The following is a 26,376-nucleotide window of genomic DNA, read 5'->3' as shown; positions in this document are numbered from 1 at the left end:
CTGTCTCGTGGGGCTCGTTGGTCGTGGTTTCGGGGTGAACGGGGTCAGTCTCGGGGTGACTCATTACAGAATTTCCAACACAACGGGAGCGGCAGCGGGCGGTGCATCGCCCAGCTCGTAGGCCGCCAGGAAGCTGGCCTGGGCTTCGTCAGCCTGGGCTGGGGTGCGGGCGTGCAGCAGTGCCAGCGGCTCGCCCTGGCGCACCGCACTGCCCAGCGGCAGCACCTGGGTGAGGCCCACGGCGAGGTCGAGCTGATCGGTGGGCAAGCGGCGCCCGCCGCCCATTTGCACGATGAGCACGCCGATGTCACGCGTGCGCACGGCGCTGACAAAGCCCGAGCGCGGTGCGGCAATGGCGCGCACCACTGGGGCTGCTGGCAGATAGGCTTCTGGGCGATCAAACAAATCAGCCGGGCCACCCAGGGCGCTGACCATCTGGGCAAATTTCTCAGCCGCAGCCCCGCTGTCGAGCGCCTGCTGCAGCCGCGCATGGGCCTGGGCCTTGTCTGCCGCGAGGCCGCCCAGCAGCAGCATTTCGGCAGCCAGCGCCATGGTCACCTCATGCAAGCGCGCTTCACGGCGCTTGCCGCTGAGGTAGTCCAGCGCCTCTTGCAGCTCCAGCGCGTTGCCCACGGTGTCACCCAGCACCTGGTTCATGTCGGTGATGAGGGCCCGTGTGGGCAGGCCCGCGCCAGCAGCCACATCGACGATGCTGTGCGCCAGTTCGCGGGCGAACTCGGGCGTGCTGGCAAAAGCGCCGTTGCCCACCTTCACATCCATGGCCAAGCCCTGCAGGCCCGCTGCGAGTTTTTTGGACAGGATGGACGCGGTGATCAGGGGCACGCTCTCGACGCAGGCGGCGACATCGCGCGTGGCGTAAAAGCGCTTGTCGGCCGGTGCCAAATCGGCGGTCTGGCCAATGATGGCGCAACCGAGCTGGCGCACCAGCGCATCAAAGCGACTGGCCTCAGGCGCGGTTTGATAGCCCGCAATGGCTTCGAGCTTGTCCACCGTGCCGCCGGTGTGGCCCAGGCCGCGCCCGGCAATCATGGGCACATAGCCGCCGCAGGCCGCCACCATGGGCGCCAGCATGAGGCTGACTTTGTCGCCCACGCCGCCGCTGGAGTGTTTGTCCAGCACGGGGCCGGGCATGTCGGGCCACTGCAGCACGCGGCCTGAGTGCATCATGGCGCGAGTCAGGGCCACGATTTCCGCGCGGCCCATGCCGCGCAAAAACACCGCCATGCCCAGGGCGGCCACCTGCCCTTCGCTCCAACTGTGATCGACGAGGCCGCGCACGAATTGCTGGATCTGGGCCTCGCTGAGCACGCCGCCGTCGCGTTTGGTGCGGATGATTTCCTGGGGCAGCATGGGGTGCTCCTTGCTCTCAATAGGTGTTGGCAGCGCCGGCTGTCGCGGCAGGGGCGGCTGCGCCGCCGAGCACGCGCTCGATATCGTCCAGCAGGCTGCTGGCACCCAGGCGCAAGCGGCGTGGGCCCAAAGCCTGGGGCCCGAGAATTTCAGACACGAGCTGGATGTAGATTTGGGCGTCAGCCACGCTGCGCACACCGCCCGAGGCCTTGAAGCCGCTGGCCGAAATGCCGCTGGCCTTGAGCACTTCGAGCATGGTGCGCGCTGCTGCGGCGCTGGCACCTTGGGCGGTTTTGCCCGTGCTGGTTTTGACAAAGTCAGCCCCGGCTGCCAGGCACAGGCGCGTGGCGTCGGCGATCAGCCCGGCCTCGCGCAGCTCACCGGTTTCCAAAATGACTTTGAGCGTGAGCGCTTCAGCGGCGTAGCGCACTTCCTGCAAAAACTCGGCCACCTCATCGGCCTGGCCTTGTTGCAGGGCACGGTAGGGCAGCACCACATCCACCTCCTGGGCCCCCGCCTCGCCAATGGCGGCCACTTCCGCGCGCACGCGCGCGATGTCGGCACTGCCATCGGGGAAATTGGCCACCGCGGCCACACGCACGTCAGCGGGCAAGGCCGCGCGGGCCTGCGCTACGAAGCGCGGCCACACACACACGGCAGCCACGTTGCCGTGCGGCGTCTGCGCGCGGCGGCACAGGGTCTCGATATCGGCGCTGCTGTCGTTGTCGTTGAGGCTGGTCAGGTCCAGACACTGCAGGGCCAGCCGGGCGGCATCACTGAGGGTCAACAAGGTGGTGGTGCTCATGGTGTGGGGTACTCCTCCCTGGCGCCACAGCGCGGGTGCACACCCTCGATGCGGCCGGTTCTTATCAGTTTTTCAAGCTCTCCAAAGTGCCCATCTGTGCCAGAACCTGTGCCAGGAACTCAGCGGCAGCGGCGCCTGAGGCGGCAGCTTGGTGCAAGGTGTGTTCGTGGGTGATGGCTTCTTCCTGCATGCCCGCGGCCATATTGGTCATGAGCGCCATGCCCATCACCCGCAGGCCCGCGTGGCGCGCCAGAATGGTCTCAGGCACCGTGCTCATGCCCACGGCGTCAGCGCCCCAGGCCGCGAACATGCGGATTTCCGCCGGTGTTTCGAACTGCGGCCCCAGAGCCCAAACGTAAACGCCCTCGCCCAGGAGCTTTTGCTCGCGCTGCGCCACGGACAAAGCCGTCTGGCGCAGCTCCACATCATAGGCGCAGCTCATGTCGGTGAAACGGTCGCTGCCAGGCACGCCCACCAGCGGCGAGCGCTGCGGTGCGTTGATGTGGTCGGTGATGAGCATGAGGCTGCCCGGCGGCAGATCGCGCCGCAGCGAGCCCGAGGCGTTGGTCAGCACCAGCACTTTCACCCCCCAGGCTTTGAGGGCGCGGATGGCGCCAGCCATGCCGGTGCAGTCGTTGCTTTCGTAGGTGTGGGCGCGGCCGCGCAGCATGGCCACACGCTGGCTGCCGATGCGCCCGACGGCGATCTCGGCCACATGGCCTTCCACCTTGGGCTGGGGGAAGGCGCTGAGCTCAGCGTAAGACAGGCTTTGTGCATCAGCCAGCTGGGCCGCGGCACCGGCCCAACCTGAACCCAGCACCACGGCCACTTCAGGAGCTTGAGCGCCGAAATGGCTGCGCAGGCGTTCAAGGCTTTGGGTGATGGCGCTGTCCAAGGCGGCGCCGCTCAGGATGTTGCTCATGGGGAGTCTCCTTCGTCAGAGGGGGTGCGCGGTCAGTGCAGTCGACGGCGCCGGGGTCAGTGAAATTCGCAGCCTCAGCCTTGGGACGAGCGCAGGTGCTCGGGGCCAAAGCTGTGGGGCAGCAACTGCTCCAGGGTCCACACCTGGCGCAGGCCTTCAGGGTCAGCGGCCAACACATGAAAGACGCTGGGCTGGGCAAACTCGCGCAGCTTCTGGCGGCAGCCGCCGCAGGGGGTGATGATTTCGGGGCCACGCCCCAGCACCAGCATGGCACGGGCTTGGGTCTGCCCGGCCAGCACCATCTGGCCCAGGGCCGTGGCTTCGGCGCACCAACCCTGCGGGTAGGCCGCGTTCTCGATATTGCAGCCCGCATGAATGCCGCCTTGCAGGTCCAGCACCGCCGCGCCCACCGCATAGCCCGAGTACGGGGCATAGGCACGCAGGCGCGCTGCCGTGGCAGCCTGCAAGAGCTGGGCCACCAGGGCTGGCGTCAAATCGGGCGGCAAGAGCAAAGCCATCAGCGTTCTTTCACATAGGGCCGACCCAGCGCCTTGGGCGCCAGGGCCTGGCCAATAAAGCCAGCCAGCAGCACCACGGTGAGGGCGTAGGGCAAGGCTTGAATGAGCTGCACGGGCACCTCACCCCCACCCAACCATGCAGGCAATGCCAAGCCTTGGAGCCGTATCGCTGCAGCGTCCATGAAACCAAACAAAAGGCAGGCGGCCAAGGTGGGCACGGGCTTCCATTTGCCAAAAATCATGGCTGCCAAGGCGATAAACCCCCGGCCGGCCGTCATATTGGGCGAGAAGGCGGCGTTTTGTGCAAGCGTCAAATACGCACCAGCCAGACCGCACAGGGCGCCGTTGAGCATCAAGGCGCCATAGCGCAGGCCCAGCACCGACACGCCCGCCGCGTCCACCATGGCGGGGTTTTCGCCCACAGCGCGCCAGCGCAGCCCTGTGCGCGTGCGGTAGAGCCCCCACCACACCAGCGGCACCGCCAGCAACGCGCCGTACACCAGCAGGTTGTGGCTCAGCAGCCCATAGCCCAGCACCGAGGCCCACCACTGGCCGGGCTGAGGCGCTGCCCACTGCGGCTGCCAGGTCGTGAGCAGCCCGGTGATGCGCTGCGCCTCAGCAATGGGCGGGGTTTGACCGCCCTGCGCAAACCAGGCTGCGCCCAGCACCACGGTCAGACCCGCGGCCACCATATTGAGCGCCACACCGCTGACCACCTGGTCCCCGCGGTGCGACACGCAGGCAAAGCCATGCGCAGCCGAAAAGCTGCAAGCCACCAGCACGGCAGCGAGCACACCCAAAGCCGTGGAGCCGGTGCTGGCTGTCATGGCCGCTGCAGCAAAGGCGGCGGCCAGCATCTTGCCCTCCAAGCCCACATCCACCACGCCCGCGCGCTCAGCCAGCAGGCCCGCCAGCGCCGCCAAAATCAAAGGCGTGCTGACGCGCAAGGTCGAGGCCAGCACCGATGCGATCAAGACCTCATCCATGCTGCGCCTCCTGAACTGCTGCGCCACGGCGCGTGCGGCAGCACAGCGCATAGAGCCGCGCAAACAAGGGTGCGCTGACCATGGCCATGGCACCCGCGAACAACACAATCAAACCCTGCACCGTGACCACCATATCGCGGGTGAAGGCGGGCATCTCGAACGACAGCTCCACACCGCCTTGGTAGAGCACGCCAAAGAGCAAGGCCGCCAGACCAATGCCCAGCGGGTGGTTGCGACCCATCAGGGCCACGGCAATGCCAGTAAAGCCCGCACCGGCCACAAAGTCCAGCGTGAGCTTGCCCTGCACGCCCGCCAGTTCGTTCACCGCCACCATGCCTGCCAGCGCACCAGACAGACCCATGGCCAGCAAGGTCTGCTGGCGCGGCGCCATGCCCGCGTAATGCGCAGCACTGGGGCTGGCGCCCACGGCGCGCAGCTCATAGCCGGGGCGGCTGCGCCACAGCCACCACCACACGCCCACGCTCAACAAAAGAGCCAGCACAAAAGACAGGTTCAGCGGCGAAGACGGCCACTCCAGGCCCAGCCAGGCTGCCATTTCGTGCAGCGCGGGCATGCGCGCAGAGTCGGCAAAGGCCGCGCTCTCCACGGACATGGAGCCCGCCGGGCGCAGCCAGTTCACCAGCACATAGCCGTTGAGTGCGGCCGCCAGGAAATTGAACATGATGGTGGTGATGACCACATGGCTGCCGCGCCAGGCCTGCAAATAGCCCGGCACCGCGCCCCACAACATGCCACCGGCCGCAGCGGCCAGCACCATCAGGGGCAGCATCAGCGCAGCGGGCAGGTGCGGCGACAGCCACAAGGCTACGCCCCCCATCACCAAGCCACCCAGCACGGCCTGCCCTTCCCCACCGATATTGAACAGCCCCGCGTGCAGCGCCACGGCCACGGCCAAGCCGGTGAAGATGAAGGTGGTGGTGTAGTAGAGCGTGTAGCCCAAACCGCGCGGGCTGCCCAGCGCGCCCTTGAGCAGCACTTGCAAGGCCTCCCAGGGGTTTTGGCCGATGACCAGCACCACACCGCCAGCCACCAAGAGGGCCAGCGCCAGATTCCACAAAGGCAGCAGCACCAGATCCATCCAGCGCGGCATCGAAAGGGCTTGGGCACTCATGCCTCGGCTCGCTCCTGATGGGGGTGTTCGGGTTGGGCCGTCATGAGCAGGCCCAGGCTTGTTTCATTGCATTGCGCCAGCGCCAGCTCACCGGTGATGCGCCCTGCGTTCATGACCAGCACGCGGTCAGACAGGGCCAGAATCTCGTCGAGCTCGCTGGAGACCAAGAGCACCGCGCAGCCGCTGGCACGCAGGCGCCGGAGTTGGTCGTGGATGAATTCGATGGCGCCGATGTCCACGCCGCGTGTGGGCTGGCCCACCAGCAGCACGGTGGGGGCCTGATGGATTTCGCGCGCCAGGATGAGCTTTTGCTGATTGCCACCCGAGAACTTGGACGAGCCCAGCGCCACCTGGCGCGGGCGCACGTCGAACTGCTCCATCATCTGCGCCGTCTGGGCGCGCAGCCGCTCCTGGTGCAGCCCCAAGCCCCAAGGCGCGGCGCGGTATTGCGCCTGCTGGTGGTAGCCCAGCGCCACCGACTCCCAGGCCGGGAAAGGCAGCACCATGCCGTGGTGGTGGCGGTCTTCGGGCACATGGGCCAGCTTGAGCTGGCGGGCCTGTGCGGGGTTGAGCCACTGTGCAGCCTCAAAGCGCTGCGGGCCCAGCATCAGTGCGCCCGACTGTGGTGCCTGCATGCCTGCCAGCACGGCCAGCAGCTCGCTTTGGCCGTTGCCCGACACACCGGCCACGCCCACAATCTCGCCCGCATGCAGGCTCAAGCTCACGTCTTTGAGCACGGCCACACCGGCGCTGTTGCGCAGGCTCAGGCCCTGGGCCTGCAGCACCACGGGGCCGGGCTCGCTGGCTGGTTCGGCCGGGCGGGCCAGATTCACGCGGCGGCCCACCATGCTTTGCGCCAAGTCTTCGGCCGATGTTTCGCCAATGGCACAGGTCTTCACCACTTCGCCAGCACGCATGACGGTGACGGTGTCGCACAGCGCCATGACTTCGCGCAGCTTGTGGGTGATGAGCACGATGGTGGTGCCACGCTCGCGCAGGCCGCGCAGCACGGTGAAGAGCTGGTCGGTTTCCTGCGGGGTGAGCACCGCCGTGGGCTCATCCAGAATCAAAATGCGCGCACCACGGTAGAGGGCTTTGAGAATTTCCAGCCGCTGCAGCTCGCCCACGGGCAGGTCGGCCACGCGCTCGTCCAGGCGCACTTGCAGCCCGGTGTCGCGCATGAGCTGCTGCAGCTGGGCGCGCACACGACGCCGCGCCGCGCCGAGGAAGAAACCGCCCTCAGCGCCGAGCATGACGTTGTCCAGGCAGCTCAGTGTCTCCACCAGCATGAAGTGCTGGTGCACCATGCCTATGCCCTGGGCAATGGCTTGGTGGGCGTTGCCGATGTGAACGCGCTGGCCATCAATCTCGATATGCCCCTCATCGGCCTGGTAGTAGCCGTAGAGAATGGCCATCAAGGTGCTTTTACCGGCACCGTTTTCGCCAATCAAACCGTGCACGCTGGCGCGCGCCACGGACAAATCCACAGCGCGATTGGCCTGCACGGCCCCAAAGCGCTTGGAAATACCACGCAAGCGCACCGCCGATACATCGGGCGCGGCCAAAGTCTTGGACACCATGGGCTTAGGGAATTCCGTAGGCAGTCACGCGCAGCCAAACCACTGGCTGCAAGCGCGAATTTATGGCTTGCAGGCGTTATCGGCCATGAAGTCAGCCACTTTGATCTTGCCGCTGATGATGTCTGCACGCATGGCTTCGAGCTTGGCGCGCACCGCAGCGGCAATGAGTTTTTCGTTGTGCGCATCGACGGCGTATTCCACACCGCCTTCCTTGAGCCCCAACACCTGAAGGCCTGGTTTCCAAGCCTTGAGGGCGTTGTACACAGCCACATCCACGCGCTTGACCATGGAGCTCAGCATGGTGCCGGGCTGTAGATGGTTTTGGTTGCTGTCCACGCCGATGGCGAACTTGCCCGCGTCTTTGGCAGCTTGGTAGATGCCCATGCCAGTGCCACCGGCCGCAGCAAACACCACATCCACGCCCTTGGCAAATTGGGCGCGGGCGAGCTCACCACCGCGCGTGGGGTCGTTCCAGGCCGTGGCCGTGGTGCCGGTCATGTTCTTGAGCACGTCCACCTTGGGGTTGGCCGCGCGCGCACCCTGCTCGTAGGCACATTGGAATTTGCGGATCAGCGGAATGTCCATGCCGCCAATAAAGCCCACCTTGCCGGACTTGCTGCTCATGGCCGCCAGAGCACCCACCAAGTAGCTGCCTTCGTGCTCTTTGAAGATCACGGACTGCACATTGGGCATGTTGACGCGCTCGTCGACGATGACGAACTGGGTCTTGGGAAAATCTTTGGCCACCTGCTGCAAGGCAGTGGCCTGCGCAAACCCGACCGAAATGATGGGGCTGGCGCCGCGCTCAGCCATGCGGCGAATGGCCTGGGCACGCTGGGTTTCGTTGCTGATTTCAAACTCAAGCACACGGCCCTTGGTCTCGTTCTTCCAGCGCTCCATGCCGCGATAGGCGGCTTCGTTGAAGGACTTGTCGAACTTCCCCCCCATATCAAAGATGACGGCGGGTTGAGCCTGGGCTTGTGCCGCTCCTGCCAACCCGGCACACATCAACGCTGCAGCGCAGCGCAGTGACATTTGCTTTGAGAAGATGGGCTTCATCGTAGGGGACCTGAAGACAAGAGGGGGAGGGAGCAGCATGCACCAAGAGCCGTCAGGCAGCCCCCCCCCTGAACACGGGAGGTCGACAGCACAGGCGCGAAAGGCCGCAAGTGTAGTGCAGTCGGGGGACAAACGCTCAACCCAGATGCACCCACGGCGGCGCGCCCAGCGCCTTGCCTGGGGCGCCAACAATACGGGCTGTCACGCAGGTGCCAGCACCGCCCAAGGCCCTATGCTGAAGTGCAAGATGCGCCCCCAGGCCGACAAGGCCCGTCGACACCCCTACAAGCCACTCACAAAAAGAACCCACACCGTGAAATCCAACCTGTTGCAACTCTGTGTGCTGGCTGCTGCTTTGAGCACAGCACCCGCTGCCATGAGCAAACCCCTCAGCCCTGCCCCACAGGCCAGCACTCAGGCACCCATCACGGCAGCCGACTTCGCGCGCCTGAGCCATGAATTTTTGGAGGCCTACTGGCAGCTCGAGCCCGAGTACGCCGTGGCCATGGGGCGCTTTGACTTGGCCGCCAAAGCCAGCGTGCCCGACGCCGCCCAGCGCCAGCGCGAAGCCCGCTTTGCCCAGCACTGGCTGGCGCGCCTGCAGCGCCTCAACGCCAGCGCCTTGCCCGCGGCGGCCCAAACCGATCTGGGGCAGATACTCAACACGCTGCGCTACCAACTCTTTGGTTTGAACGAGCTGCGCCAGTGGAGCTGGGACCCCTCGGCTTACAACATCGCCAGCACGCTGGACTTGCTGCTCAACACCGACTACGCGCCGCTGGAGCAGCGCTTGGTGGACATCAGCCAGCGCCTAGCCCGCACCCCGGCCTACTACCAGGCCGCACGCGCCGCACTGCAACAGCCCACCCAGGTGCACACCGAGCTGGCACTGGAGCAAGTGCCCGGCGTGCTCAGCGTGCTGGACGAGGTCGGGCGCCAGGCGGCCACATCCACGCTCAGCCCCGCGCAGCGGCACACCCTGGCGCAGCGCATCAGCGCCGCGCGCGAGGCCGTGACGGCCTATGGCAAGCATCTGCAAGCCCTGCTGCCCCAGCTCGGTGGTGAGCATGCGCGCAGCTTCCGCCTCGGTGCGGCGCTGTACGAGCCCAAATTCGCCTTCAGCATTCAGTCGGCGCTCAGCGCCGAACAAACCTACCGCAACGCCCTGGCCGAGCGCGAGCGGCTCTACACGCAGATGGAGCAGCTGGCCGACCAGCTCTGGTCCACCACCATGGGCCTCAGCGCCAAACCCAAAGACCGCATCGAGAAAATCGCACGCATCATCGACCAGCTCTCCAGCCAGCATGTGCGGCGCGAAGACTTTGTCAGCGCCATCCGCGCGCAAATCCCCGAGCTGGAGCGCTGGGTGGCGCAGAAAGACTTGCTCAGCCAAGACGCCTCCAAACCCCTGGTGGTGCGCGAAACCCCGGTCTACCAGCGCGGTGTGGCCGGTGCGGGCATCGAAGCACCGGGGCCCTACCGCCCGCAAGGCAACACCTATTACAACGTCACGCCGCTGGACGACCTCACCGACGCCGAGGCCCAAAGCACCCTGCGCGAGTACAACCACTGGATCTTGCAAATCCTGAACATCCACGAGGCCGTGCCCGGGCACTACACACAGTTGGTGCACGCCAACAAATCGCCCTCGCTCATCAAGAGCATTTTTGGCAACGACGCCATGGTGGAGGGCTGGGCCGTTTACAGCGAGCGCATGATGCTGGAGTCAGGCTACGGCGGCAACGCCCCCGAGATGTGGCTGATGTGGTGCAAGTGGAACCTGCGCGCCGTGACCAACACCATCCTGGACTACAGCGTGCACGTGCTGGGCATGGAGCGCGAAGCGGCGCTGGACCTGCTGCAGCGCCAAGCCTTCCAGACCGAGCGCGAAGCCACCGAGAAATGGCGCCGCGTGCAACTCACCTCCGTGCAGCTGACCAGCTACTACAGCGGCTACGCCGACATCATGGCCCTGCGCCAGGCCCGCCAAGACGCCCTGGGCAGCGGCTTCAAGCTCAAAGACTTCCACGAGGAATTCCTGAGCCATGGCAGCGCGCCGGTGGCCACCATTAGGCGCTTGATGCAGCGCTAAGCCCCGCACAGAGTCAGGGCAAGAGCTGGCCTTGCGCATCAAAGCACAGGGCCCAGGCCGCATCAGGCACCAAACCCACGGTCTGGCCCTTGCTGCAGCTCATGTGTGCGGCGCCGACCTTGGCGTTGATGAGCTCGCTCAAGCCCTGCACCTGCAGGTGCAGGATGGAGGAGTCGCCCAGGTGCTCGGCCAGCACCACTGTGGCCGGTATACCCTCGCCCGCATTGGCAATGCGGATGTGCTCAGGCCGCAGCCCTGCACGCACCGCTGCGGCGTTGGCGCCCCCGCCCAGCGTGTTCCAGAGCAAGACATGCTCGGGCGTGGCGCCTTGGGTGCTGGGGCGCGGCACCAGGTTGATGCGCGGCGAGCCCAAAAAGGTGGCCACAAACTCATTGGCTGGCCGGTTGTAGAGCGCCATGGGGGCGCCCAGCTGCTCGACCCGACCTTTGTTGAAAACAGCAATGCGGTCCCCCATGGTCATGGCCTCGACCTGGTCGTGGGTGACGTAAATCATGGTGGTTCCGAGCTCCTGGTGCAGGCGTGAGAGCTCGATGCGCATATTGGCACGCAGCGCCGCGTCCAGGTTGGAGAGCGGCTCGTCAAACAAAAACACCTTGGGCTTGCGCACGATGGCGCGGCCAATGGCCACGCGCTGGCGCTGGCCGCCTGAGAGGTCCTTGGGCAGGCGCCCCAGCAGCTCGGTGATGCGCAAGGTCTCGGCAGCGCGGCGCACCTGCTCCTCGCGCTGGGCCCGGCCCACACCGGCCATCTTGAGCGCAAAGCCCATGTTTTCGGCCACGGTCATGTGCGGGTAGAGGGCGTAGCTTTGGAACACCATGGCCGTGCCACGGTCAGACGGCCGCAGCTCATTGGCGCGCTGCCCATCGATCAGCAGCTCGCCGCCGCTGATGCTCTCCAACCCGGCAATCATGCGCAGCGTGGTGGACTTGCCGCAGCCCGAGGGGCCAACGAAGACCAGGAACTCGCCGTCACGCACCTCCAGCTCAATGCCACGGATGACATCGGTGCTGCCATAGCTCTTTCGAATGTCGCGCAGTGAAACCTGGCCCATGTCAATCCCCTGTGAGCGCCGCCTCGGCGGCATGGCGTGCTGCGCGCTGGCGCTGCAAAAAGTCCCGGTACCAGCGCCCGCTGTCCTTGAGCGTGCGCTGCTGGGTGTCGTAGTCGACGTGCACGATGCCAAAGCGCTTGTCGTAACCGGATGCCCATTCAAAGTTGTCTAGCAAGCTCCACACCATATAGCCCGCCATGCACACGCCTTGGCGCATGGCTTCTTGCACGGCGGCAATGTGCTGCGTCAGGTAGCGCGTGCGCGCGGCATCGGCCACACGCCCCTGGCTGAGCTGGTCTTTGAAAGCGCCGCCGTTTTCGGTCACATACATGGGCGGCAGGCGGTAGTCCTGGTGCAGGCGCAGCAGCAGCTGCGTCAGCCCCTCGGGGTAGACCTCCCAGCCCATTTCCGTGAGCTCGCGCCCACCACGCTTCACGTCCCAAGGCCCTTCAGCGCTGACCACGGCGCGCGTGTAGTAGTTCAGCCCCAGAAAGTCCATGGGCGTGGCCATGGCCTCCATATCCCCGGCGCGCACCTGCGGCGCGTCAGCGCCGAGGTGCTCCAAAACGTCCTGCGGGTAGCGGGCGTGAAACAGCGGGTCCATGTACCAGCGCAGCAGCATGCCGTCTTCCAGGCTCGCCTTCTGCACGTCGGCGGGGCTCGCACTGGCAGGCTGCACGGGCGAGAGGTTCAGCACAATGCCCAACTCGCAGCGGCTGCCATCAGCGCGCAAGGCCTGCAGCGCCAGCCCGTGGCTCAGCAGCAAATGGTGCGACACCTGCATGGCCGTGGCTCGGCGCTTGAGGCCGGGCGCGAAGATGCCGCTGTCGTGGCCCAGCATGGCAATCACCCAGGGTTCGTTGTGGGTGGTGATGCTGCTGAGTCGGTCCCCCAGCAGCGCCTGCACCCCTTGCGCGTACTCGACAAAGCGGTGGACCGTATCGCGCTGGGCCCAGCCGCCTTGATCCTGCAGGGCCTGAGGCAAGTCCCAGTGGTTGAGGGTCAGGTAGGGCTTGATGCCACGCGCCAGCAAGCCATCGACCAAGCGCTCATAAAAGTCCAGGCCCTTGGAATTCCATGCCCCCGAACCCGTGGGCCGCACGCGTGGCCAAGACACGGAAAAGCGGTAAGCGTCCACACCCAAATCGGCGACCAAGTCCAGGTCCTGCGCCCAGCGCTGGTAGTGCTCGCAGGCCTGGCTGCCGTCGCTGGCATCGGCAATGGCGCCGGGCACGCGGCAAAAGCTGTCCCAGATCGACGGCCCCCGACCGTCTTCGGTGGCTGCGCCTTCGATTTGGTAGGCACTGGTGGCAACACCCCAGACAAAGTCAGGAGGAAAGTTCATGGCAGATTGAGGGTCCAGAGTCATATCACTTCACAGCACCTGTCGTCAGGCCAGAAATGAGCTGGCGCGAGGAGACGACGAACAAAACAATCAAAGGAATGGTGGCAATGGCCGAGCCCACCATCAGCGCGCCCCACTGCGTGTCCACAGGGCTTTGCAAGCTGCGCAGCGCCAGCGGCAGGGTGTACATCTCCGGGCTGCGCATCACGATCAGCGGCCCGATGAAGTTGTTCCACGAGGCAATAAAGGCAATCAGCCCCAAAGTACCCAGGGCCGGCCTGAGCAGCGGCAGCACGATGCGCACGTAAATACCCAGCTCGCCACAGCCATCCATGCGCGCGGCCTCGATGAGGTCTTTGGGCACAGCCGTGCTCACAAACTGGCGCATCAAAAAGATGCCAAACGCACTGGCCGCACCAGGCAGGTACAGCGCGCGGGGCTGGTCAATCCAGCCCAACACGTCCATCACCATAAAGGTCGGGATCATGTTCATGAACGAGGGCAACAGCATGGTGCCCATCACCAGGCCAAACAAAGCGTTCTTGAAGCGGAACTCAAACAGCGCAAAGGCATAGCCGGCCATGGAGCAAAACAGCAGCGTCAACGCCGTGGAGGCCAGCGCCACATACAAGCTCCAGCCGAGGTTGCGCCAAAAGGGCAGGCGCTCGGTGAGCAGATTGAGGTTGTTGAGAAAGTCGTCGCCAAAGAACAGCGGCGGCGGCAGGCTCAGGATCTCGGTGCGTGAGTGCGAGGCAAACACGAACATGAAGTAAAACGGTGCGAGCATGATGAGCGCGCCCACGCCCACGATGGCGTGCGCGGCCCAAGGTGCCAGACGGTGTGTGGTGCTCATGCAGCGCGCTCCTCAGCCCTTGCTTGCACGCGGTGCAAAGGCGCGGTTGGTCAACCAGGTCAGCAGTGCGACCACAAAAAACAGCAACCAGGACATGGCGCTGGCGGCCCCAAAGTCGTTGAAATCAAAGGCCATGCGGTAGAGGTAGATGGCGGTGGTCATGCCTGCCTGATCAGAGCCACCGCGCCCACCTGTGAGGATGAAAGGCTCCTCAAACAGCTGAAGCCCGCCGATGACGCTGAGCGTCACGCCAAAGAAAATCATGGGCTTGAGGCTGGGCAGCGTGATGTGAAAGAACTGCTGCAAGCGCCCTGCCCCATCCATGGTGGCAGCCTCGTAGAGGTCTTTGGGAATGGTTTGCAAGGCCGCCAGGTACAGCACCACGTTGAAGCCCACGTAGCGCCAGAACACGATCATGGCTATGGCGGGCTTGATGTGTTGCGGCTGCCCCATCCAGTCCACCGCCTCAGCGGGCACCAACGCACCGAGCAGCGGCACATGCCCCAGCAGTTGCAGGCCTTGGTTGATGAGGCCATAGTCCTTGGAGAACATGGCGCTGAACATGATGGCAATGGCCACCGTGGAGGTGATGTAGGGCAGAAAGTAGGCCCCGGTCACCGCATCGCGCAGGCGGTGCAGCCGGTTGTGGATGAACACCGCCAGCGGAATGGCCACCAGGTGCTGCGGCACGCCTGCAGCCAGCGCCAGCCACAGCGTGTTCTTGAGCGACTTCCAAAACCACTCGTCCTGCAGCGCAAAAGCAAAGTTCTCCAAGCCCACAAAGCGCATGGCCTGTAGACCGCTGGTGGGCTCCCAGGTCTGGAAGGACAGGTAGAGCGAGAACAACAGCGGAAAGAGGCCAAAGGTGCAAAACAGCAGCACAAAGGGGCTCAGCAGCACATAGGGGGTCCATTGCGGCGTCAGACGCAGGGCGGTGGGCAGCTTCATGGCGGTGTGTGGTGATATCGAGGTGAGAGCCCGGCTGAGCCTGCGCCCTAGCGGTGGGCGCGGCGCTCCAGCAGGCGCTGCGCGTCGGCCAGCGCCGTGGCGATGTCTTTGTCTTGGTCCAGCACCTTGTCCAGTTCGGTGTTGACCACTTCCTCAGCAAAGTCGTCCTGTTTGTGCACGCTCACGGCACTGATGTGGGCGGCTGCGTCGCGCCACTGACGCCGCGCCACCTGTCCGCCCAAAAAGGCCAGAGGCTGGTCGAAAAAGGCGTCGTCCTGGGCCGCCAGCAAGGCAGGAAAAGCGTCCTGAGACTTGAAGGCGGCCAACTGCTGCTGGCGGTCCAGGCACAAAAACCGGATGAACTCCCAGGCCAGGGCTTTGTTCTGTGCCGGGGCGCTGCGTGCAATGGCCAAGAACGTACCCCCAAACGCTGCATAAGCACCCTCGGGCAGCGGCGCGGCGCGCCACAAGCCGCGCGTGCCTGGGGCCAGCCAGTTGTTGAGGTGGCCAGCCATCCAGGCGCCGCTCATCTGGGTGGCCAAGCTGCCGCGCTTGAAGCCTTCAGACCAGTCGTTAGACCAGGCATTGACCTTGGCATCGAGCTTCAGGCGCCGCACCTGACGCGCCAGCTCAAAAGCGCGCCTAAAACGCGGGCTGTTGACCAGCACGCGCGAATCGCGGTCGAAGTACAGGCCCTCGCCCGGCGCCACGCCGGTGCGGATCAGGATGTCTTTCATGTCTCTGGCATGCGCCAGCAGAAATGCGCCCGTGGCAGCCTTAATGCGCACGCCTGCGGCCACATAGCTGTCCCAGCTCTGCGTGAGCTCACGCTCGCTCACCCCGGCTTTGGCCAGGATGTCGGTACGCACAAGCAAGGTGCCCGGGCCGATGTCCATGGGAGCGGCCACCACAGCACCAGCACGGTTGGTGGCTTGGTCGTAGGCATAGGGCACCCACTGCGCGCGGTGCTGGGCAATCGCATAAGGCGGCTTGGACAAATCTTCCAGCCCCCCACCCTGAGCAAAGCGTCCCACATAGGAGACCTCCAGCACCATCACATCGGGCAGGTAAAACGAGGTGGACAACGCCGTGGTCATGGCGGTGTGGTGATCGGTGATTTGGCGGCTCACCACCTTGATGTCCACATCGGGATGACGCTGGCGCCAAGCCGGCAGCGCAGCGCGCACGATCTGATCCACAGCCGGGAACGCCGCTACCGTGAGCGTGCGCGTTTGTGCCGCGCACGGCGGCTGCACCACCGCCAGCAAGGCCCCCAACACCGCAACAGGCCACAGCCCGCGCACTCCCAACCCGTCCAACATTTGATGCTCTCCGTTTTGCGCCCGTGTTTGATGGCGCCCATGGCCTGCAGCCGCTGGCTTGCAGCAGCACCGCTGGTGCCCTCGTGGGCTGTAGCGAGTGGCGCATTCAAGCCAATATGAAAGCGCTTTCAGAATATAGAGAGCGGCCGCCGCGCTGTCAATCAAGGGTAACTGCGGGGCTGCGGTCGTTCAGCGCGCCGGGGGCGCGCAAGACTCGCGCACGACGATCTCGGGCGCAGGCGATTGCACAGCAGGCTTGACACCCCGCAGCAAGTCCAGCATGGCTTGTGCTGCCAGCCGACCGATGTCTTGCGCTGGGTGGCGCACAGTGCTGAGTGGGGGCAAGGCGTAGCGCGATGCGGGCAAATCATCAAAGCCCACCAGCGAAATATCTGTGGGCACGCGCAGACCGCGCCGATGCAAGCCCAGCGCCGCGCCGCGAGCCATCTGGTCATTGGCGGCAAAGATGGCGGTGAAGCGTCGGCGCGTGCGCAGCAAGGCCTCCACCGCGCTGAGGCCGCTGTCCTCCTGGTACAGACCTGGCGCCACCAGCTGCGGGTCGTAGCTCAACCCGGCCTCCTCCAACGCCGCCTGATAGCCACGCTGGCGCTGAGTGGCGTCGGGGTGCAGCGGGTCGCCCGCGATGAAGGCAATATGGCGGTGCCCCAGCTCGATGAGGTGGCGCGTGGCCAGGCGTGCGCCTTCGAAGTTGTCAAAGTTCAGTGCCACCAAGCCCGGGGCTTTGAGCGAGCGGCCCGTGACCACCACGGGCAGCGACTTGGCATAGCTTCGCAGCGCTTGATCGCTGAGCCGCCCGGTCAGCACGATGATGCCGTCCACCCGGCGCGAGCGCAGCACGTCAATGCAGCGCGACTCCTCGGCCGCATTCCAGTGCCCGCTCACGAACAGCGGGCTGTAGCCTGCCGGGTCCAGCGCCTCTTCAATCCCACGCATGGCCGTGCCATAAAAAGGGCTGTCGATGGACTGGGTGATCACCCCCACGCTGAGGGTGCGGCCTCCGGCCAAACCGCGCGCCACAGGGTTGGGCACAAAGCCCAGGCGCGCAATGGCGTCGTCCACCGACTGGCGCTTGAGCTGGCTGACCGCCGCCGTGCCATTCAAGATGCGCGACACCGTGCTGGCCGACACCCCGGCGGCCTCGGCCACCATCTCCAGCGTCACCGTGCCCGCGTCACGGCCCTGAGCTACTGCTGCTTTTCTTCGCATCAAACCTTACCCCCGCGCGGCCCAGTTTAGCCGCGCGGCCCATGGTTTTATTTGGCCCAATACACCGCGTCGATGTAGAGCTTGGGCAGGTTCTGGGTGTTGGCGGCCTTGCCGGTTTGGCTGTAGATGTCGCGCACCATGAAGGGGGTGAGCACCGCGCGCAAATCGAGTTTGGGGTTGACCGCCACAAAGGCCGAGATGGGGATGCTGACCTTGCACCAGGCATTGGTGTTGCAGTAGCTGTAGTCGCCCGGCATCAAGGTCACCACCGCTTCGGCGCCCTTGCGATCAGCGGTGTCGCTGCTGATGCCAATTTGCAGCTTGCCAGGGTAGCCATCGGTCTTGATCCAGGCGTTGAGCGTGCCGCCGGCAAAGCCCGAGAGGTTGACCGACGCGCCGCTGGCGCTGTGGCGCAGCAGCCCCCAGCCGTAGTCGGCCGGCTGGGGCGTCAGCTCCAGACTGTTAGGCCCGTCCTGGGGTGCGGCCGTGCTGGTCACGCTGGGATAGGCCGCCGTGACACCCCCGGCGTTGTTGCCAAAAGCATCCCATTGCGCGCTGGCCAACAAAGCCTCCCCGGCTTGGGCCACATCGGCCCACAGCGTGAAGCGCGCAGCGGTCTCGGCCGGTTTGACGCTCAGCTCCACAAAGTGCAAGGCATCAGCGGCGGCGCAGGACTGCGAGGTGTCCCACACCCAGCTGGCACTTTGGGGCTGCAGCTCCTGGATCATGCAGCGCGCCTTGCGGTCCACGGTGAACATGCCCCAGAAGTTGTCGTCCAGCTTCCAAGGCTCGTCAAAAGCCTCGAAGTAAAAGATGGTGCGCGGCCCGTTGCTATTGCCGCTGCGGCTCTGGGACTCCCAGCTGCGCAGCCGGTCGTAAAACATTTTTTGGTTGGCAGCACTGGCGCGAAACGGCAGATTGCCGCCCGCGTTGCCGGTGTTGACAGCATGCCAGCCAGTCTCGCCAATCAGAATGGGCTTGGCCGACAGGCCCAGCTCATCGAGGTGGCTGCGCACCACCGCGTACTGCCGCTGCGTGGCCACCAGGGCTGCGTCCATCATGGCCGCGGCGCGCTGCGCGGGCGCCACCGCAGTTTGCTGCCAGTCCCACAGGCCTTCGGCGTAAATGGTGTCCAACTCCACGTAGGTGTGCAGCGCGACAAAGTCCACGGCATTGGTAATGACCGGGTCGGCCGTGCGCCACCAGGCGTAGTTTTCGTCCGTGGTCACGGGCTGGTTGATGGCGCTGCGCACCTGGGTGATGTACTGGGCCAGCGTGGCGGGGCTGTCGATCTTGTTGAAATCAAACAGCAGCATCTCATTGCCCACACTCACCGCCACAACGATGGCGCTGAACTGGTTGGCCAGAGCAATGGCACGTGCCACCTCGGCATCGTTGGTCGCGCTCTTGCTGTTGGCATAGCCTTGCAGGTAGGCGCCGAGGTAGACCTTGATGTCGAGGTTGTTGTCGCGAATCACCTCCAGCGTCTGTTTGGCCACCATGTCCGAGCTGTCAAACAGCCGAATCAGCCCAAAGCCCGCAGCGGCCAACAAGTCCAAATCCTGTTTGATATTGGCTTTGCTGACGACTTCGGTGTCGCGGTGATAGGTGCGAAATGGCGAGTAGTTGACGGCCTTGCGCGCACTGAAGGCAGCCGGGAGCGTGCGCTGGGGCTGCACGGCGTTGACCGGCGTGGTGCCGCCCCCGCCACCGCAGCCACTGAGCGTGGCGAACATGGTCACGGCCAATGCGGCAGTGACCCAGCCAAGGTGGCGCGACAAAAAACGAACTGTGCTTGAGAACATGGCTTGAACCCTGAACTTGGACATGTCAGAAGGCGTAGACCGCGCCCACGGTGATCCACGTGCCCCGCGTCTTGAGCCGCGAGTCGATGTTGGTAAAGGCTGAGTTGCTGGGCATGGACAGCGGCGAGAGGCCCTTGCGCGCGTAATTGACCATGCCTGCCGAGCCGTAGACCTGGGCACCGTTTTTGAAGTCGTAATTCAGCCCAAGCGTGTTGACAGTGGCGGCATTGGACTGCCCACGGTCATCGGGGTTGGCAGTGGCCGCTGCGCCCAAGTGCACCATGCCCGCACTGGCCGTCCAGGGGCCCCAGCGGTAACGCGCGCCCAGCAGCACATCCAGCGAGGTGGCGGGGTAGCCCTTGTAGACGCCGCCGCCGAGGTCCTTGCTCCAGTCCACATTGAACATCTCGTTCCATTGCGCCAGCTGCGCCACGCCGCTGCCGGTGTTGTATTGGGCAGGCACCGTGACACGTGCATAGGCCCCGCTCCAGCGGTTGCCACGCATGCCGCCAGAAACCTCCAGGCGCGAATCCACCTGGTAGCGCGCCATCACCATGGCAATGCCCTGGCTGGAGCTGCCCAGCAAGGCGTCGTCACGCGGGAAGGGGGTCAAACCCGTGAAGGGGCCATGACCAAAGGCCGAGGGCGTGCCGTTTTTGGTGTCTTGATACATGGCGTCCACCACCAAGTCGCCACGGTGGTATTGGGCGTAGAGCTCCACAAAGCGCGGCTTGTTGATGTGCCAGCCCGGGCGGCCGCGGTCGTAGCTGGCCTCCAGCACCAGGTCCCCGTCGGCCACATCCAATACGCGGCTGGTCACACGCAGAGCCCGCGTCAACAGCCCATAGCCCGCCCCGCTGGCACCCCAGGCGTCTGCCACACCGACATTGGTGCCATAGGGGTAGTCGGCCACGCTCCAAGCGCGCGTGGTCATGGCACCCACACGCACACTGCCCCAATCGTCATGGCTGAGGTAGAGATTGCGGTCATACCAAAAGCCCTTGAAGTCAGGCTTGCCGTCGCGCCAGCGCTGGCTCAACAAGCCGCCCACCTTGAAGCCATAGGGCACATCAAACTTGGCCCCCAGATAGGGTTGCACCAGCGTCACATGCGTGGTGCCTCGCCCGTACTCCACCCCTTGAACCAGGGGGTCAGCCCATTGGCGCTGTTTGCCCTCACCTTCGAGCGCCTGGCAGTGCGCGCACAGCGCGGAGACGGAAGTCCATTCCGCCTTGGCAAATCCGTTCAGCGAAAAGGGACCATAGTCCACAGCCTGTGCACTGCCACACAGCAGCAGCCCAACGGCCAGCACGACAGGGTCCAGGGTGCGCGGAGGGAATGATTGGTTCATGCTGGTAGCGCCAGTGGGAGTTCAAAAACAAGGTTCGGTGAGCGCTTAAAAAGCTCAAACAACATGCAGATTTGAAAGCGCTTTCAGCAGCGTAGTCGATAGCCTTGGGCAGCGTCAACGCAAAGCCTACCCCGTACTTTCCCGATACAGCCCGCCAAGCGCAGCCAAGCATGGGGAAAACCACGATCCGTAAATTTGAAAGCGCTTTCAATAATCCTCCCCATCGCGCCGCCAAGGCGCACTGGAAGGGCTTTCGATGTCGCTTTGCACGCGCTGGGTCTGCCTGTTGGCACTGCTGCTGGCCAGCGCTGGGCCATGTTCGGCTGTGGATCAAAAGCTGGGCGCAGGCACGCTGTTGCAAGCCCCCCGCGGTGCAGACAAACGCCCGCCTTCTGCGCCCCATCGCAGCGCGGCCTTGCTGGGCCAGGCCGCGCCCACCAGCCAGTGGTATTCCTCCCTCATTTTCAACCCACAGCCCGACCCCATTTACGCGCAACCGCTGAGCATCAAACCCAGCCCTGGCGGTTTTGAACTGGCCCTGCCCAGCAAGGTGGTCGTGCCCACCGAGCGGGGTGACACCGAGATCCACTACCCCCACCGCGACGCGCTGTTGCTGGCCCCTGCGGCCTTCACGCCCGGGCCTGCCGTGCTGGACAAGGTCTCGGACTGGGCCATTGACATGGCCATGCGCGAGGGCAGCGACGAGATGCGAGCCACCGTGGCCCACGGCAGCCCCTACGCGTACTTCAAGCTCAGCCGCGGTGATGTGCGCATCAGCCTGCCCGCAGCAGGCCAGCGCTTGAGCGAGGGGGCCGACCCACGTGTGCTGGTGCTGCGCGTCAATGGCAAGGTCTACGCCGTTTTCGGCCCCAGCGCCGTGCGCTGGGAGCAGCGCGCAGCCGACCAATGGCTGGGGCACCTGCCCGCTGGCAGCGGCTACTTCTCAGTGGCCGCGCTGCCCGACGACAGCGCGCAGACCCTGCAGCTCTTGACGCGCCATGCCTACGCCTTTGTGCGTGACACCCGCGCCGACTGGCACTACGACAAGGCCAGCAGCACCGTGCGCACCACTTTCAGTGTCAGCACACAGGTGATGGAAGGCCCGGACAACGGCCCCCTGCTGGGCCTGTACCCCCACCAGTGGCACAACAACCCCAGCGTGCAAGACCGCCTGGGCCCGAGCTTTGACACCGTGCGCGGCAAGATCCGACTGCTGGCGGCCCCGCAATTCAGCGTGCAGCGCCGCTACAGCGGCTTTGTGCCGCACTGGCCCAAGCTGGCAGAAGGCCCGCGCTTGGCAGAATTCAACGAGCAGTTCAAGCGCGACCTGCGCCGCCGCCGCAGCCTCATCCCGGTGCGCGAGAACCCCGACGATTGGCGCGTCAGCGTCTACTGGCAAGGCAAGGGCCTGACCCGCGTCACGCAGCTGGCCGCCATTGCCGAGCAACAAGGTGACCTGGAAGCCCGCGAACAGCTGCTGGCCGTGGCCAAAGAGCGCATGGCCTGGTGGTTCAGCGCCCAGGGCAAGCGCAGCTACTTTCACTACGACAAGGGTCTGGGCACGGTGGTGGCCTACCCGGATGAGTTCTTCGCCGTCGAGCAGATGAACGACCACCACTTCCACTACGGCTACTGGATACGCGCAGCGGCTGAAATCGCGTTGCGCGACCCGGCCTGGGCCGCCCAAGATCAATGGGGTGCGATGGTGCAGGCCTTGGTGGCCGACATCGCCACGGCGCAGCGCGGCCGTGCCGACTTTCCCTTCCTGCGCAACTTCGACAGCTATGAAGGCCACTCCTGGGCCGTGGGGGTGGGTGGTGCGGGCAGCTACGGGCAATGGGGCAACAACCAAGAGTCCTCCAGCGAAGCCGTCAACGCCTGGGCTGGGCTGATTCTGTGGGGCGAGGTCACCGGCCAGAGCGAGCTGCGCGACCTGGGCGTCTACCTCTACACCAGTGAGATTGAGGCCATCCAACACTACTGGTTTGACATCCACCACCTGGTCTTTGCCCCTGAGTACCAAAGCACCCATGCCAGCATGGTGTTTGGCGCCAAGTACGCACACAACACTTGGTGGACCGACGAACCCCGCCAGATTCACGGCATCAATCTGCTGCCCGTGGCCACCTTTTCCACCTACCTCGGGCGCGACGCGGACTTTGTCAAACGCAAACTCGCCGCCATGCAGCGCGAAAGCGCCGCCTACCAAGCGCGCGGCAAATTCCCCAAGAACCCGCCGCCACAAGACGTCTGGCAAGACATTTTTTGCAAGCACCTGGCGCTGGTGGACCCCGTGGCAGCCCTGGCGCAGTGGAAGCCCAACGGCAGCGTGGAGGACGGCGAAACCGCCACCCACACCCTGCACTGGATGTTGAGCCTGCAAGACATGGGCACACCCGACACCAGCGTGAGCGCCGACACCACGCTCTACCAAGTCTTTCGCCGCCCCGATGGGCAACGCACCTATCTGGCCTACAACGCAGGCAAAACCCCCATCACCGTGCACTTCAGCGACGGCAAGGTGCTGGACGTCGCCCCAGCCACGCTGGCGCGCGGCCGCTGAGAAGAAAGCGCGCCACAAGCGCACTTCGGGAAAGTCACCACCACCCTGCCCTTGCAAGCCAACGCGCCCAAACCTACTATTTCTGAAAGCGCTTTCACGTTCCTTTTCGCCCAACCCTTGAGCCTCAAAAGTGGGCTCACAGACTTTGCGACCGCACGCCCTCAACATTGCCGGGCAAGTCGGTTCACCCTAGCTGCCAGGAAGACACCATGAATCGAATCTCCAAGCTCGTTGTAACGGCAACCTGTGTTGCGGCAACCACGCTGCTCATGACGGCTTGCGGCGGGGGCGACGCTGAACCGCCCCCCAACGCTGCAGGCAACACCGGCAATCCGCCAGCGGGGCCTGACACCGTTGCGCCCGCGCTCAACATCTTCAGCGACCTCAGCGGTGCCAAGGCCACGGGCCCGGTCACTTTCACCTTTGTTTTCACCGAGGACGTTGGAGCCAGCTTCACCAGCAGCGACATCACCGTCACGGGCGGCACGCCGGGCACGCTGACCAAGGTCAGTGCGCAGCAATACACCCTGGTTGTCACCCCGCCTGTGGGCAGCTCGGGCACCCTTGAGGTCACGGTCGGCGCAGCCTCCTTCAGCGATCTGGCAGGCAACGGCAACACACAGGCCCCGGCCAGCGTGAAAGTGCCGTTTGACACCGTGGTCAAAACCCAGATGGCCTTGCCGGTGAGCTTTGACAGCCCCAGCGTGGGCTACGGCTTGATTGGCTTTGCTGGCGCTGAGGACTCAACGCTGGCACCTGACCCCACCAACCCCGCCAACACCGTCGCCAAGGTGGTGCGCGCGGCCGGTGCCGAGAGCTATGCCGGCACCACCATCAGCGCCGCAGCGGGCCTGGGTTTCACGCCCAAAATCCCGTTCAACGCCAACGACACGCAGATTTCGGTGCGCGTGTGGTCGCCCGACGCGGGCATTACCGTGCGCCTGAAGGTGGAGGACCACACCGACCCCACCAAGTCCGTGGAAACCGACGCCACCGTCACCACCGCCGCAGGCTGGCAGACCCTGACCTTCAACTTCGCCCCTGGCAAGCAAGCCAGCGGCACGGCGGCCATCAACTTCGCCAGCACCTATGACAAAGCCACCTTGTTCTTCGACTTCGGTCGCAACAAGGGCTCGGCGGTGCAAAAGACCTACTACTTTGACGACATCACCTTCGTGCCCGGCGGCGGCTCCACGCCCAGCAGCGGCGCGCCCACACAGGCGGCCCCCACCCCGCCTGCGCGCGCCAGTGCGGACGTGCTGTCCATCTTCAGCGATGCCTACACCTCCATCGCCGGCTTGGACCTCAACCCCAACTGGGGCCAAAGCACCGAGCCCAGCACCGTGGCCATTGCAGGCAACAACACGCGCAAATACGCCAAGCTCAACTACCAGGGCATTGACTTTGCGGGCAACCCGATCGACGTGACGGGCTTTAGCAAGCTGCACCTGGACTACTGGACGGCCGACGTCAGCAGCGTCAAGGTCTCCATCATCTCCGCAGGCCAGGAAAACGCCGTCACGCTCACGCCCACACCCTCGAGCTGGAACAGCACGGACATCGACCTGGCCCAATACACCGCCCCCAACAAGGCGGCCATCATCCAGGTCAAGATCGAGGGCAGCCCCAGCGGCGGCACGCTGTACTTCGACAACCTCTACTTCTGGAAGAGCGGCAACAGTGGCGGTTCCTCCTCGCCTGTGGTGTTCTCATCCGGGTTTGGTGGTGGCAACGCCACGCTGCTGGCCGGTGCCTTTGGCGGCTACAGCGGCAGCAGCGTTGACAGCTTCAACTGCGGTGCGCCCGCCTCCTGCGGCAGCGGTGGCAGCTTCGCGCCCAGCACCACGGCGGCGGACAGCAGCTATTACTACTACTACCAAACGCCCTCACCCGTGACCTCGCTCTACGCAGGCATCTACGTGCAAGCCCCGGGCCTGAGCACGGGCCTGAGCGCCACCGCCGACACACCGGGCCTGTCCATCGCGGGCAAAACCGCCATGAAGTTCAAGTTCGGCCAAAACCCGGAGTGGTTCAACAGCCCGACCAACAACTTCGGCGTGATCCTGACCCTGGGCAAGTTCTATGACCTGGACCCCGGCAGCGCCGTGCAGGCCTGCAACATCAAGCTGCTGGCGGTGGTCAGCCCCAGCAGCGCCACCACCAGCAGCTACACCGTGCCCCTGAGCGCCTTTGCCGTCATCCAAAACTGTGGTGTCAATGGGCTCACCCCCGCATCTGCCCTGGCGCTGTCACCGCTGTCGCAGGTGGACTTCCAGGCCGTGGGCAGCGGCAACCCTCTGCCCGCGGTTGGCGGCAAGCTGGTAGGTGCCAATATGAGCGTGGGCGTGGGTTCACCCGCCGTTTACCCCACCACGCTGGCCGTGCAAGGCCCGATCACCTTCGAATGACGCTCTTTGGCGGGGCCCTCACGGGCCCCGAATCTCTCCCCATGCCCACAGCTCTTTTTCCACGCCTGCTGGGCGATGTCGGCGGCACCAACGCCCGCTTTGCCTGGCAGTCCCGAGTCGGCGCGCCGCCCAGCCACATCGCCAATTTGCTCTGCCAAGACCATGACTCGCTGCTGGCGGCCATACGCCACTACCTGCACCAGCATGGGCTGGAGGCCCCACAGGCCTGCGCCATTGGCATTGCCAACCCCGTCACCGGCGACTGGGTGCAGATGACCAACCACCACTGGTCCTTCTCCATTCAGGCGCTGCATGCCCAGCTGGGCGTACAGCGCCTGCAGCTCATCAACGACTTCAGCGCCATTGCCCTGTCCCTGCCCGAGCTGCCTGCACAAGACCTGCACCTCATCGGCCCAGCGGATTGCGCCGCCGCGCCAAATCAGCCCATGGCGGTGTTGGGTGCGGGCACGGGGCTGGGTGTGTCTTGCCTGCTGCCCACCACCGGCCAAGCCATCACCGGCGAAGGCGGCCACTGCACGCTGGGTGCTTGCACGTCCGACGAAGCCGAACTCCTGCGCCTGCTGGCCCAGCGCTTTGGCCATGTCTCGGCCGAGCGTGTGCTCAGCGGCCCCGGGCTGGTCAACCTCTATCAGGCCTGTGCCACCCGCTACGGCCTCATGGCCCAGCCCCTGGCACCGGCTGACGTGGTGCATCGCGCCCTCACGGGGGCCAACCCCCTGTGCCTCGAAGCCCTCGATCACTTCTGCGCCTTCCTGGGCAACTTCGCCGGCAATATGGCGTTGACCTACGGCGCACGCGGTGGCGTCTACCTGGCTGGTGGCATTGCGCCGCGCATCATCGACACCCTGCGCCAGTCCAGCTTCCGTGCCCGCTTTGAAGAGAAAGGCCGCCTCAAGCCCTACCTCAGCCCCATCCCCACCTGGGTCATCGCCTCCACCCACTCACCGGCCTTTTTGGGACTGTCCCAACTGTTGGACCAGCCCGGCTGAAGGCGGC

At 65.0% G+C, this 26,376-nt stretch carries 20 protein-coding genes; 4 read left to right on the top strand and 16 right to left on the bottom strand.

What is annotated here, in order from left to right; all coding sequences use genetic code 11:
• Window positions 1–63 precede the first annotated feature (63 nt).
• The 8 genes from deoA to ACG0Z6_RS03890 form a co-directional block, all read right to left on the bottom strand.
• Window positions 64–1,371, bottom strand: coding sequence for a thymidine phosphorylase (gene deoA / locus ACG0Z6_RS03925; protein ID WP_394458757.1), 1,308 nt, complete (start codon window positions 1,369–1,371; stop codon window positions 64–66).
• Window positions 1,372–1,387: 16 nt separating this feature from the next.
• Window positions 1,388–2,176, bottom strand: a complete 789-nt coding sequence (gene deoC / locus ACG0Z6_RS03920; protein ID WP_394458756.1) for a deoxyribose-phosphate aldolase — start codon at window positions 2,174–2,176, stop codon at window positions 1,388–1,390.
• Window positions 2,177–2,240: 64 nt separating this feature from the next.
• Entirely contained in the window at window positions 2,241–3,098 is an 858-nt protein-coding gene (locus ACG0Z6_RS03915) for a purine-nucleoside phosphorylase (RefSeq protein ID WP_394458755.1), read from the bottom strand.
• Window positions 3,099–3,172: 74 nt separating this feature from the next.
• A complete protein-coding gene (gene cdd, locus ACG0Z6_RS03910) occupies window positions 3,173–3,616 on the bottom strand; it encodes a cytidine deaminase (RefSeq protein ID WP_394458754.1) in 444 nt (147 codons plus the stop codon).
• On the bottom strand, window positions 3,616–4,602 hold the full coding sequence (locus ACG0Z6_RS03905) for an ABC transporter permease (RefSeq protein ID WP_394458753.1): 987 nt from the start codon (window positions 4,600–4,602) through the stop codon (window positions 3,616–3,618). Before ACG0Z6_RS03905 ends, cdd begins: the two co-directional genes overlap by 1 nt.
• On the bottom strand, window positions 4,595–5,734 hold the full coding sequence (locus ACG0Z6_RS03900; RefSeq protein ID WP_394458752.1) for an ABC transporter permease: 1,140 nt from the start codon (window positions 5,732–5,734) through the stop codon (window positions 4,595–4,597). The genes ACG0Z6_RS03905 and ACG0Z6_RS03900 overlap by 8 nt, the downstream gene beginning before the upstream one ends.
• Entirely contained in the window at window positions 5,731–7,311 is a 1,581-nt protein-coding gene (locus ACG0Z6_RS03895; protein WP_394458751.1) for an ABC transporter ATP-binding protein, read from the bottom strand. The genes ACG0Z6_RS03900 and ACG0Z6_RS03895 overlap by 4 nt, the downstream gene beginning before the upstream one ends.
• Before the next feature lie 63 nt (window positions 7,312–7,374).
• Window positions 7,375–8,349, bottom strand: coding sequence for a BMP family lipoprotein (locus ACG0Z6_RS03890; RefSeq protein ID WP_394458750.1), 975 nt, complete (start codon window positions 8,347–8,349; stop codon window positions 7,375–7,377).
• A 337-nt stretch (window positions 8,350–8,686) separates the two neighbouring features.
• On the opposite strand from ACG0Z6_RS03890, the gene ACG0Z6_RS03885 reads away from it, so the two are divergent.
• Window positions 8,687–10,465, top strand: coding sequence for a DUF885 domain-containing protein (locus ACG0Z6_RS03885; protein WP_394458749.1), 1,779 nt, complete (start codon window positions 8,687–8,689; stop codon window positions 10,463–10,465).
• Between the two features lie 13 nt (window positions 10,466–10,478).
• Here the strand turns inward: ACG0Z6_RS03885 and ACG0Z6_RS03880 are convergent, their stop codons facing one another.
• The 8 genes from ACG0Z6_RS03880 to ACG0Z6_RS03845 all read right to left on the bottom strand — a co-directional run bounded on the left by ACG0Z6_RS03880 (window position 10,479) and on the right by ACG0Z6_RS03845 (window position 20,388).
• A complete protein-coding gene (locus tag ACG0Z6_RS03880) occupies window positions 10,479–11,537 on the bottom strand; it encodes an ABC transporter ATP-binding protein (protein WP_394458748.1) in 1,059 nt (352 codons plus the stop codon).
• Window position 11,538: 1 nt separating this feature from the next.
• Entirely contained in the window at window positions 11,539–12,882 is a 1,344-nt protein-coding gene (locus ACG0Z6_RS03875) for a GH1 family beta-glucosidase (RefSeq protein ID WP_394458747.1), read from the bottom strand.
• Between the two features lie 25 nt (window positions 12,883–12,907).
• Entirely contained in the window at window positions 12,908–13,735 is an 828-nt protein-coding gene (locus tag ACG0Z6_RS03870) for a carbohydrate ABC transporter permease (protein ID WP_394458746.1), read from the bottom strand.
• Window positions 13,736–13,747: 12 nt separating this feature from the next.
• Window positions 13,748–14,683 carry a carbohydrate ABC transporter permease gene (locus ACG0Z6_RS03865; RefSeq protein ID WP_394458745.1) on the bottom strand — a complete coding sequence of 312 codons (936 nt, stop codon included), beginning with the start codon at window positions 14,681–14,683 and terminating at the stop codon, window positions 13,748–13,750.
• Between the two features lie 47 nt (window positions 14,684–14,730).
• Window positions 14,731–16,005 (bottom strand): extracellular solute-binding protein, encoded by a 1,275-nt coding sequence (locus ACG0Z6_RS03860; protein WP_394458744.1) that lies wholly within the window; start codon window positions 16,003–16,005, stop codon window positions 14,731–14,733.
• A gap of 189 nt (window positions 16,006–16,194) precedes the next feature.
• Window positions 16,195–17,232, bottom strand: a complete 1,038-nt coding sequence (locus ACG0Z6_RS03855) for a LacI family DNA-binding transcriptional regulator (protein WP_394458742.1) — start codon at window positions 17,230–17,232, stop codon at window positions 16,195–16,197.
• Between the two features lie 47 nt (window positions 17,233–17,279).
• Window positions 17,280–19,061, bottom strand: coding sequence for a glycoside hydrolase family 17 protein (locus ACG0Z6_RS03850; RefSeq protein ID WP_394458741.1), 1,782 nt, complete (start codon window positions 19,059–19,061; stop codon window positions 17,280–17,282).
• Window position 19,062: 1 nt separating this feature from the next.
• The gene (locus ACG0Z6_RS03845) at window positions 19,063–20,388 is read right to left on the bottom strand and encodes a porin family protein (protein WP_394458740.1); all 1,326 of its coding nucleotides are present in this window, start codon (window positions 20,386–20,388) and stop codon (window positions 19,063–19,065) included.
• Between the two features lie 256 nt (window positions 20,389–20,644).
• On the opposite strand from ACG0Z6_RS03845, the gene ACG0Z6_RS03840 reads away from it, so the two are divergent.
• From ACG0Z6_RS03840 to glk, 3 genes are all read left to right on the top strand, one after another.
• Complete coding sequence (locus tag ACG0Z6_RS03840; protein WP_394458739.1) at window positions 20,645–22,951, top strand: glycosyl hydrolase; 2,307 nt, start codon at window positions 20,645–20,647, stop codon at window positions 22,949–22,951.
• A 209-nt stretch (window positions 22,952–23,160) separates the two neighbouring features.
• A complete protein-coding gene (locus ACG0Z6_RS03835) occupies window positions 23,161–25,359 on the top strand; it encodes an Ig-like domain-containing protein (protein ID WP_394458738.1) in 2,199 nt (732 codons plus the stop codon).
• A 41-nt stretch (window positions 25,360–25,400) separates the two neighbouring features.
• Window positions 25,401–26,369, top strand: coding sequence for a glucokinase (glk, locus tag ACG0Z6_RS03830; RefSeq protein WP_394458737.1), 969 nt, complete (start codon window positions 25,401–25,403; stop codon window positions 26,367–26,369).
• Window positions 26,370–26,376: the final 7 nt, after the last annotated feature.

Source organism: Roseateles rivi (assembly GCF_043555845.1).
Classification (GTDB): domain Bacteria; phylum Pseudomonadota; class Gammaproteobacteria; order Burkholderiales; family Burkholderiaceae_C; genus Roseateles; species Roseateles rivi.
This window is presented reverse-complemented; position numbering and strand designations above follow the sequence as displayed.

Bases quoted from the DNA above. Each gene is read 5' to 3' on its own strand.
- deoA (WP_394458757.1), bottom strand. From the start codon at position 1,371: ATGCTGCCCCAGGAAATCATCCGCACCAAACGCGACGGCGGCGTGCTC.
- deoC (WP_394458756.1), bottom strand. From the start codon at position 2,176: ATGAGCACCACCACCTTGTTGACCCTCAGTGATGCCGCCCGGCTGGCC.
- ACG0Z6_RS03915 (WP_394458755.1), bottom strand. From the start codon at position 3,098: ATGAGCAACATCCTGAGCGGCGCCGCCTTGGACAGCGCCATCACCCAA.
- cdd (WP_394458754.1), bottom strand. From the start codon at position 3,616: ATGGCTTTGCTCTTGCCGCCCGATTTGACGCCAGCCCTGGTGGCCCAG.
- ACG0Z6_RS03905 (WP_394458753.1), bottom strand. From the start codon at position 4,602: ATGGATGAGGTCTTGATCGCATCGGTGCTGGCCTCGACCTTGCGCGTC.
- ACG0Z6_RS03900 (WP_394458752.1), bottom strand. From the start codon at position 5,734: ATGAGTGCCCAAGCCCTTTCGATGCCGCGCTGGATGGATCTGGTGCTG.
- ACG0Z6_RS03890 (WP_394458750.1), bottom strand. From the start codon at position 8,349: ATGTCACTGCGCTGCGCTGCAGCGTTGATGTGTGCCGGGTTGGCAGGA.
- ACG0Z6_RS03880 (WP_394458748.1), bottom strand. From the start codon at position 11,537: ATGGGCCAGGTTTCACTGCGCGACATTCGAAAGAGCTATGGCAGCACC.
- ACG0Z6_RS03875 (WP_394458747.1), bottom strand. From the start codon at position 12,882: ATGAACTTTCCTCCTGACTTTGTCTGGGGTGTTGCCACCAGTGCCTAC.
- ACG0Z6_RS03870 (WP_394458746.1), bottom strand. From the start codon at position 13,735: ATGAGCACCACACACCGTCTGGCACCTTGGGCCGCGCACGCCATCGTG.
- ACG0Z6_RS03865 (WP_394458745.1), bottom strand. From the start codon at position 14,683: ATGAAGCTGCCCACCGCCCTGCGTCTGACGCCGCAATGGACCCCCTAT.
- ACG0Z6_RS03860 (WP_394458744.1), bottom strand. From the start codon at position 16,005: ATGTTGGACGGGTTGGGAGTGCGCGGGCTGTGGCCTGTTGCGGTGTTG.
- ACG0Z6_RS03855 (WP_394458742.1), bottom strand. From the start codon at position 17,232: ATGCGAAGAAAAGCAGCAGTAGCTCAGGGCCGTGACGCGGGCACGGTG.
- ACG0Z6_RS03850 (WP_394458741.1), bottom strand. From the start codon at position 19,061: ATGTCCAAGTTCAGGGTTCAAGCCATGTTCTCAAGCACAGTTCGTTTT.
- ACG0Z6_RS03845 (WP_394458740.1), bottom strand. From the start codon at position 20,388: ATGAACCAATCATTCCCTCCGCGCACCCTGGACCCTGTCGTGCTGGCC.
- ACG0Z6_RS03840 (WP_394458739.1), top strand. From the start codon at position 20,645: ATGTCGCTTTGCACGCGCTGGGTCTGCCTGTTGGCACTGCTGCTGGCC.
- ACG0Z6_RS03835 (WP_394458738.1), top strand. From the start codon at position 23,161: ATGAATCGAATCTCCAAGCTCGTTGTAACGGCAACCTGTGTTGCGGCA.
- glk (WP_394458737.1), top strand. From the start codon at position 25,401: ATGCCCACAGCTCTTTTTCCACGCCTGCTGGGCGATGTCGGCGGCACC.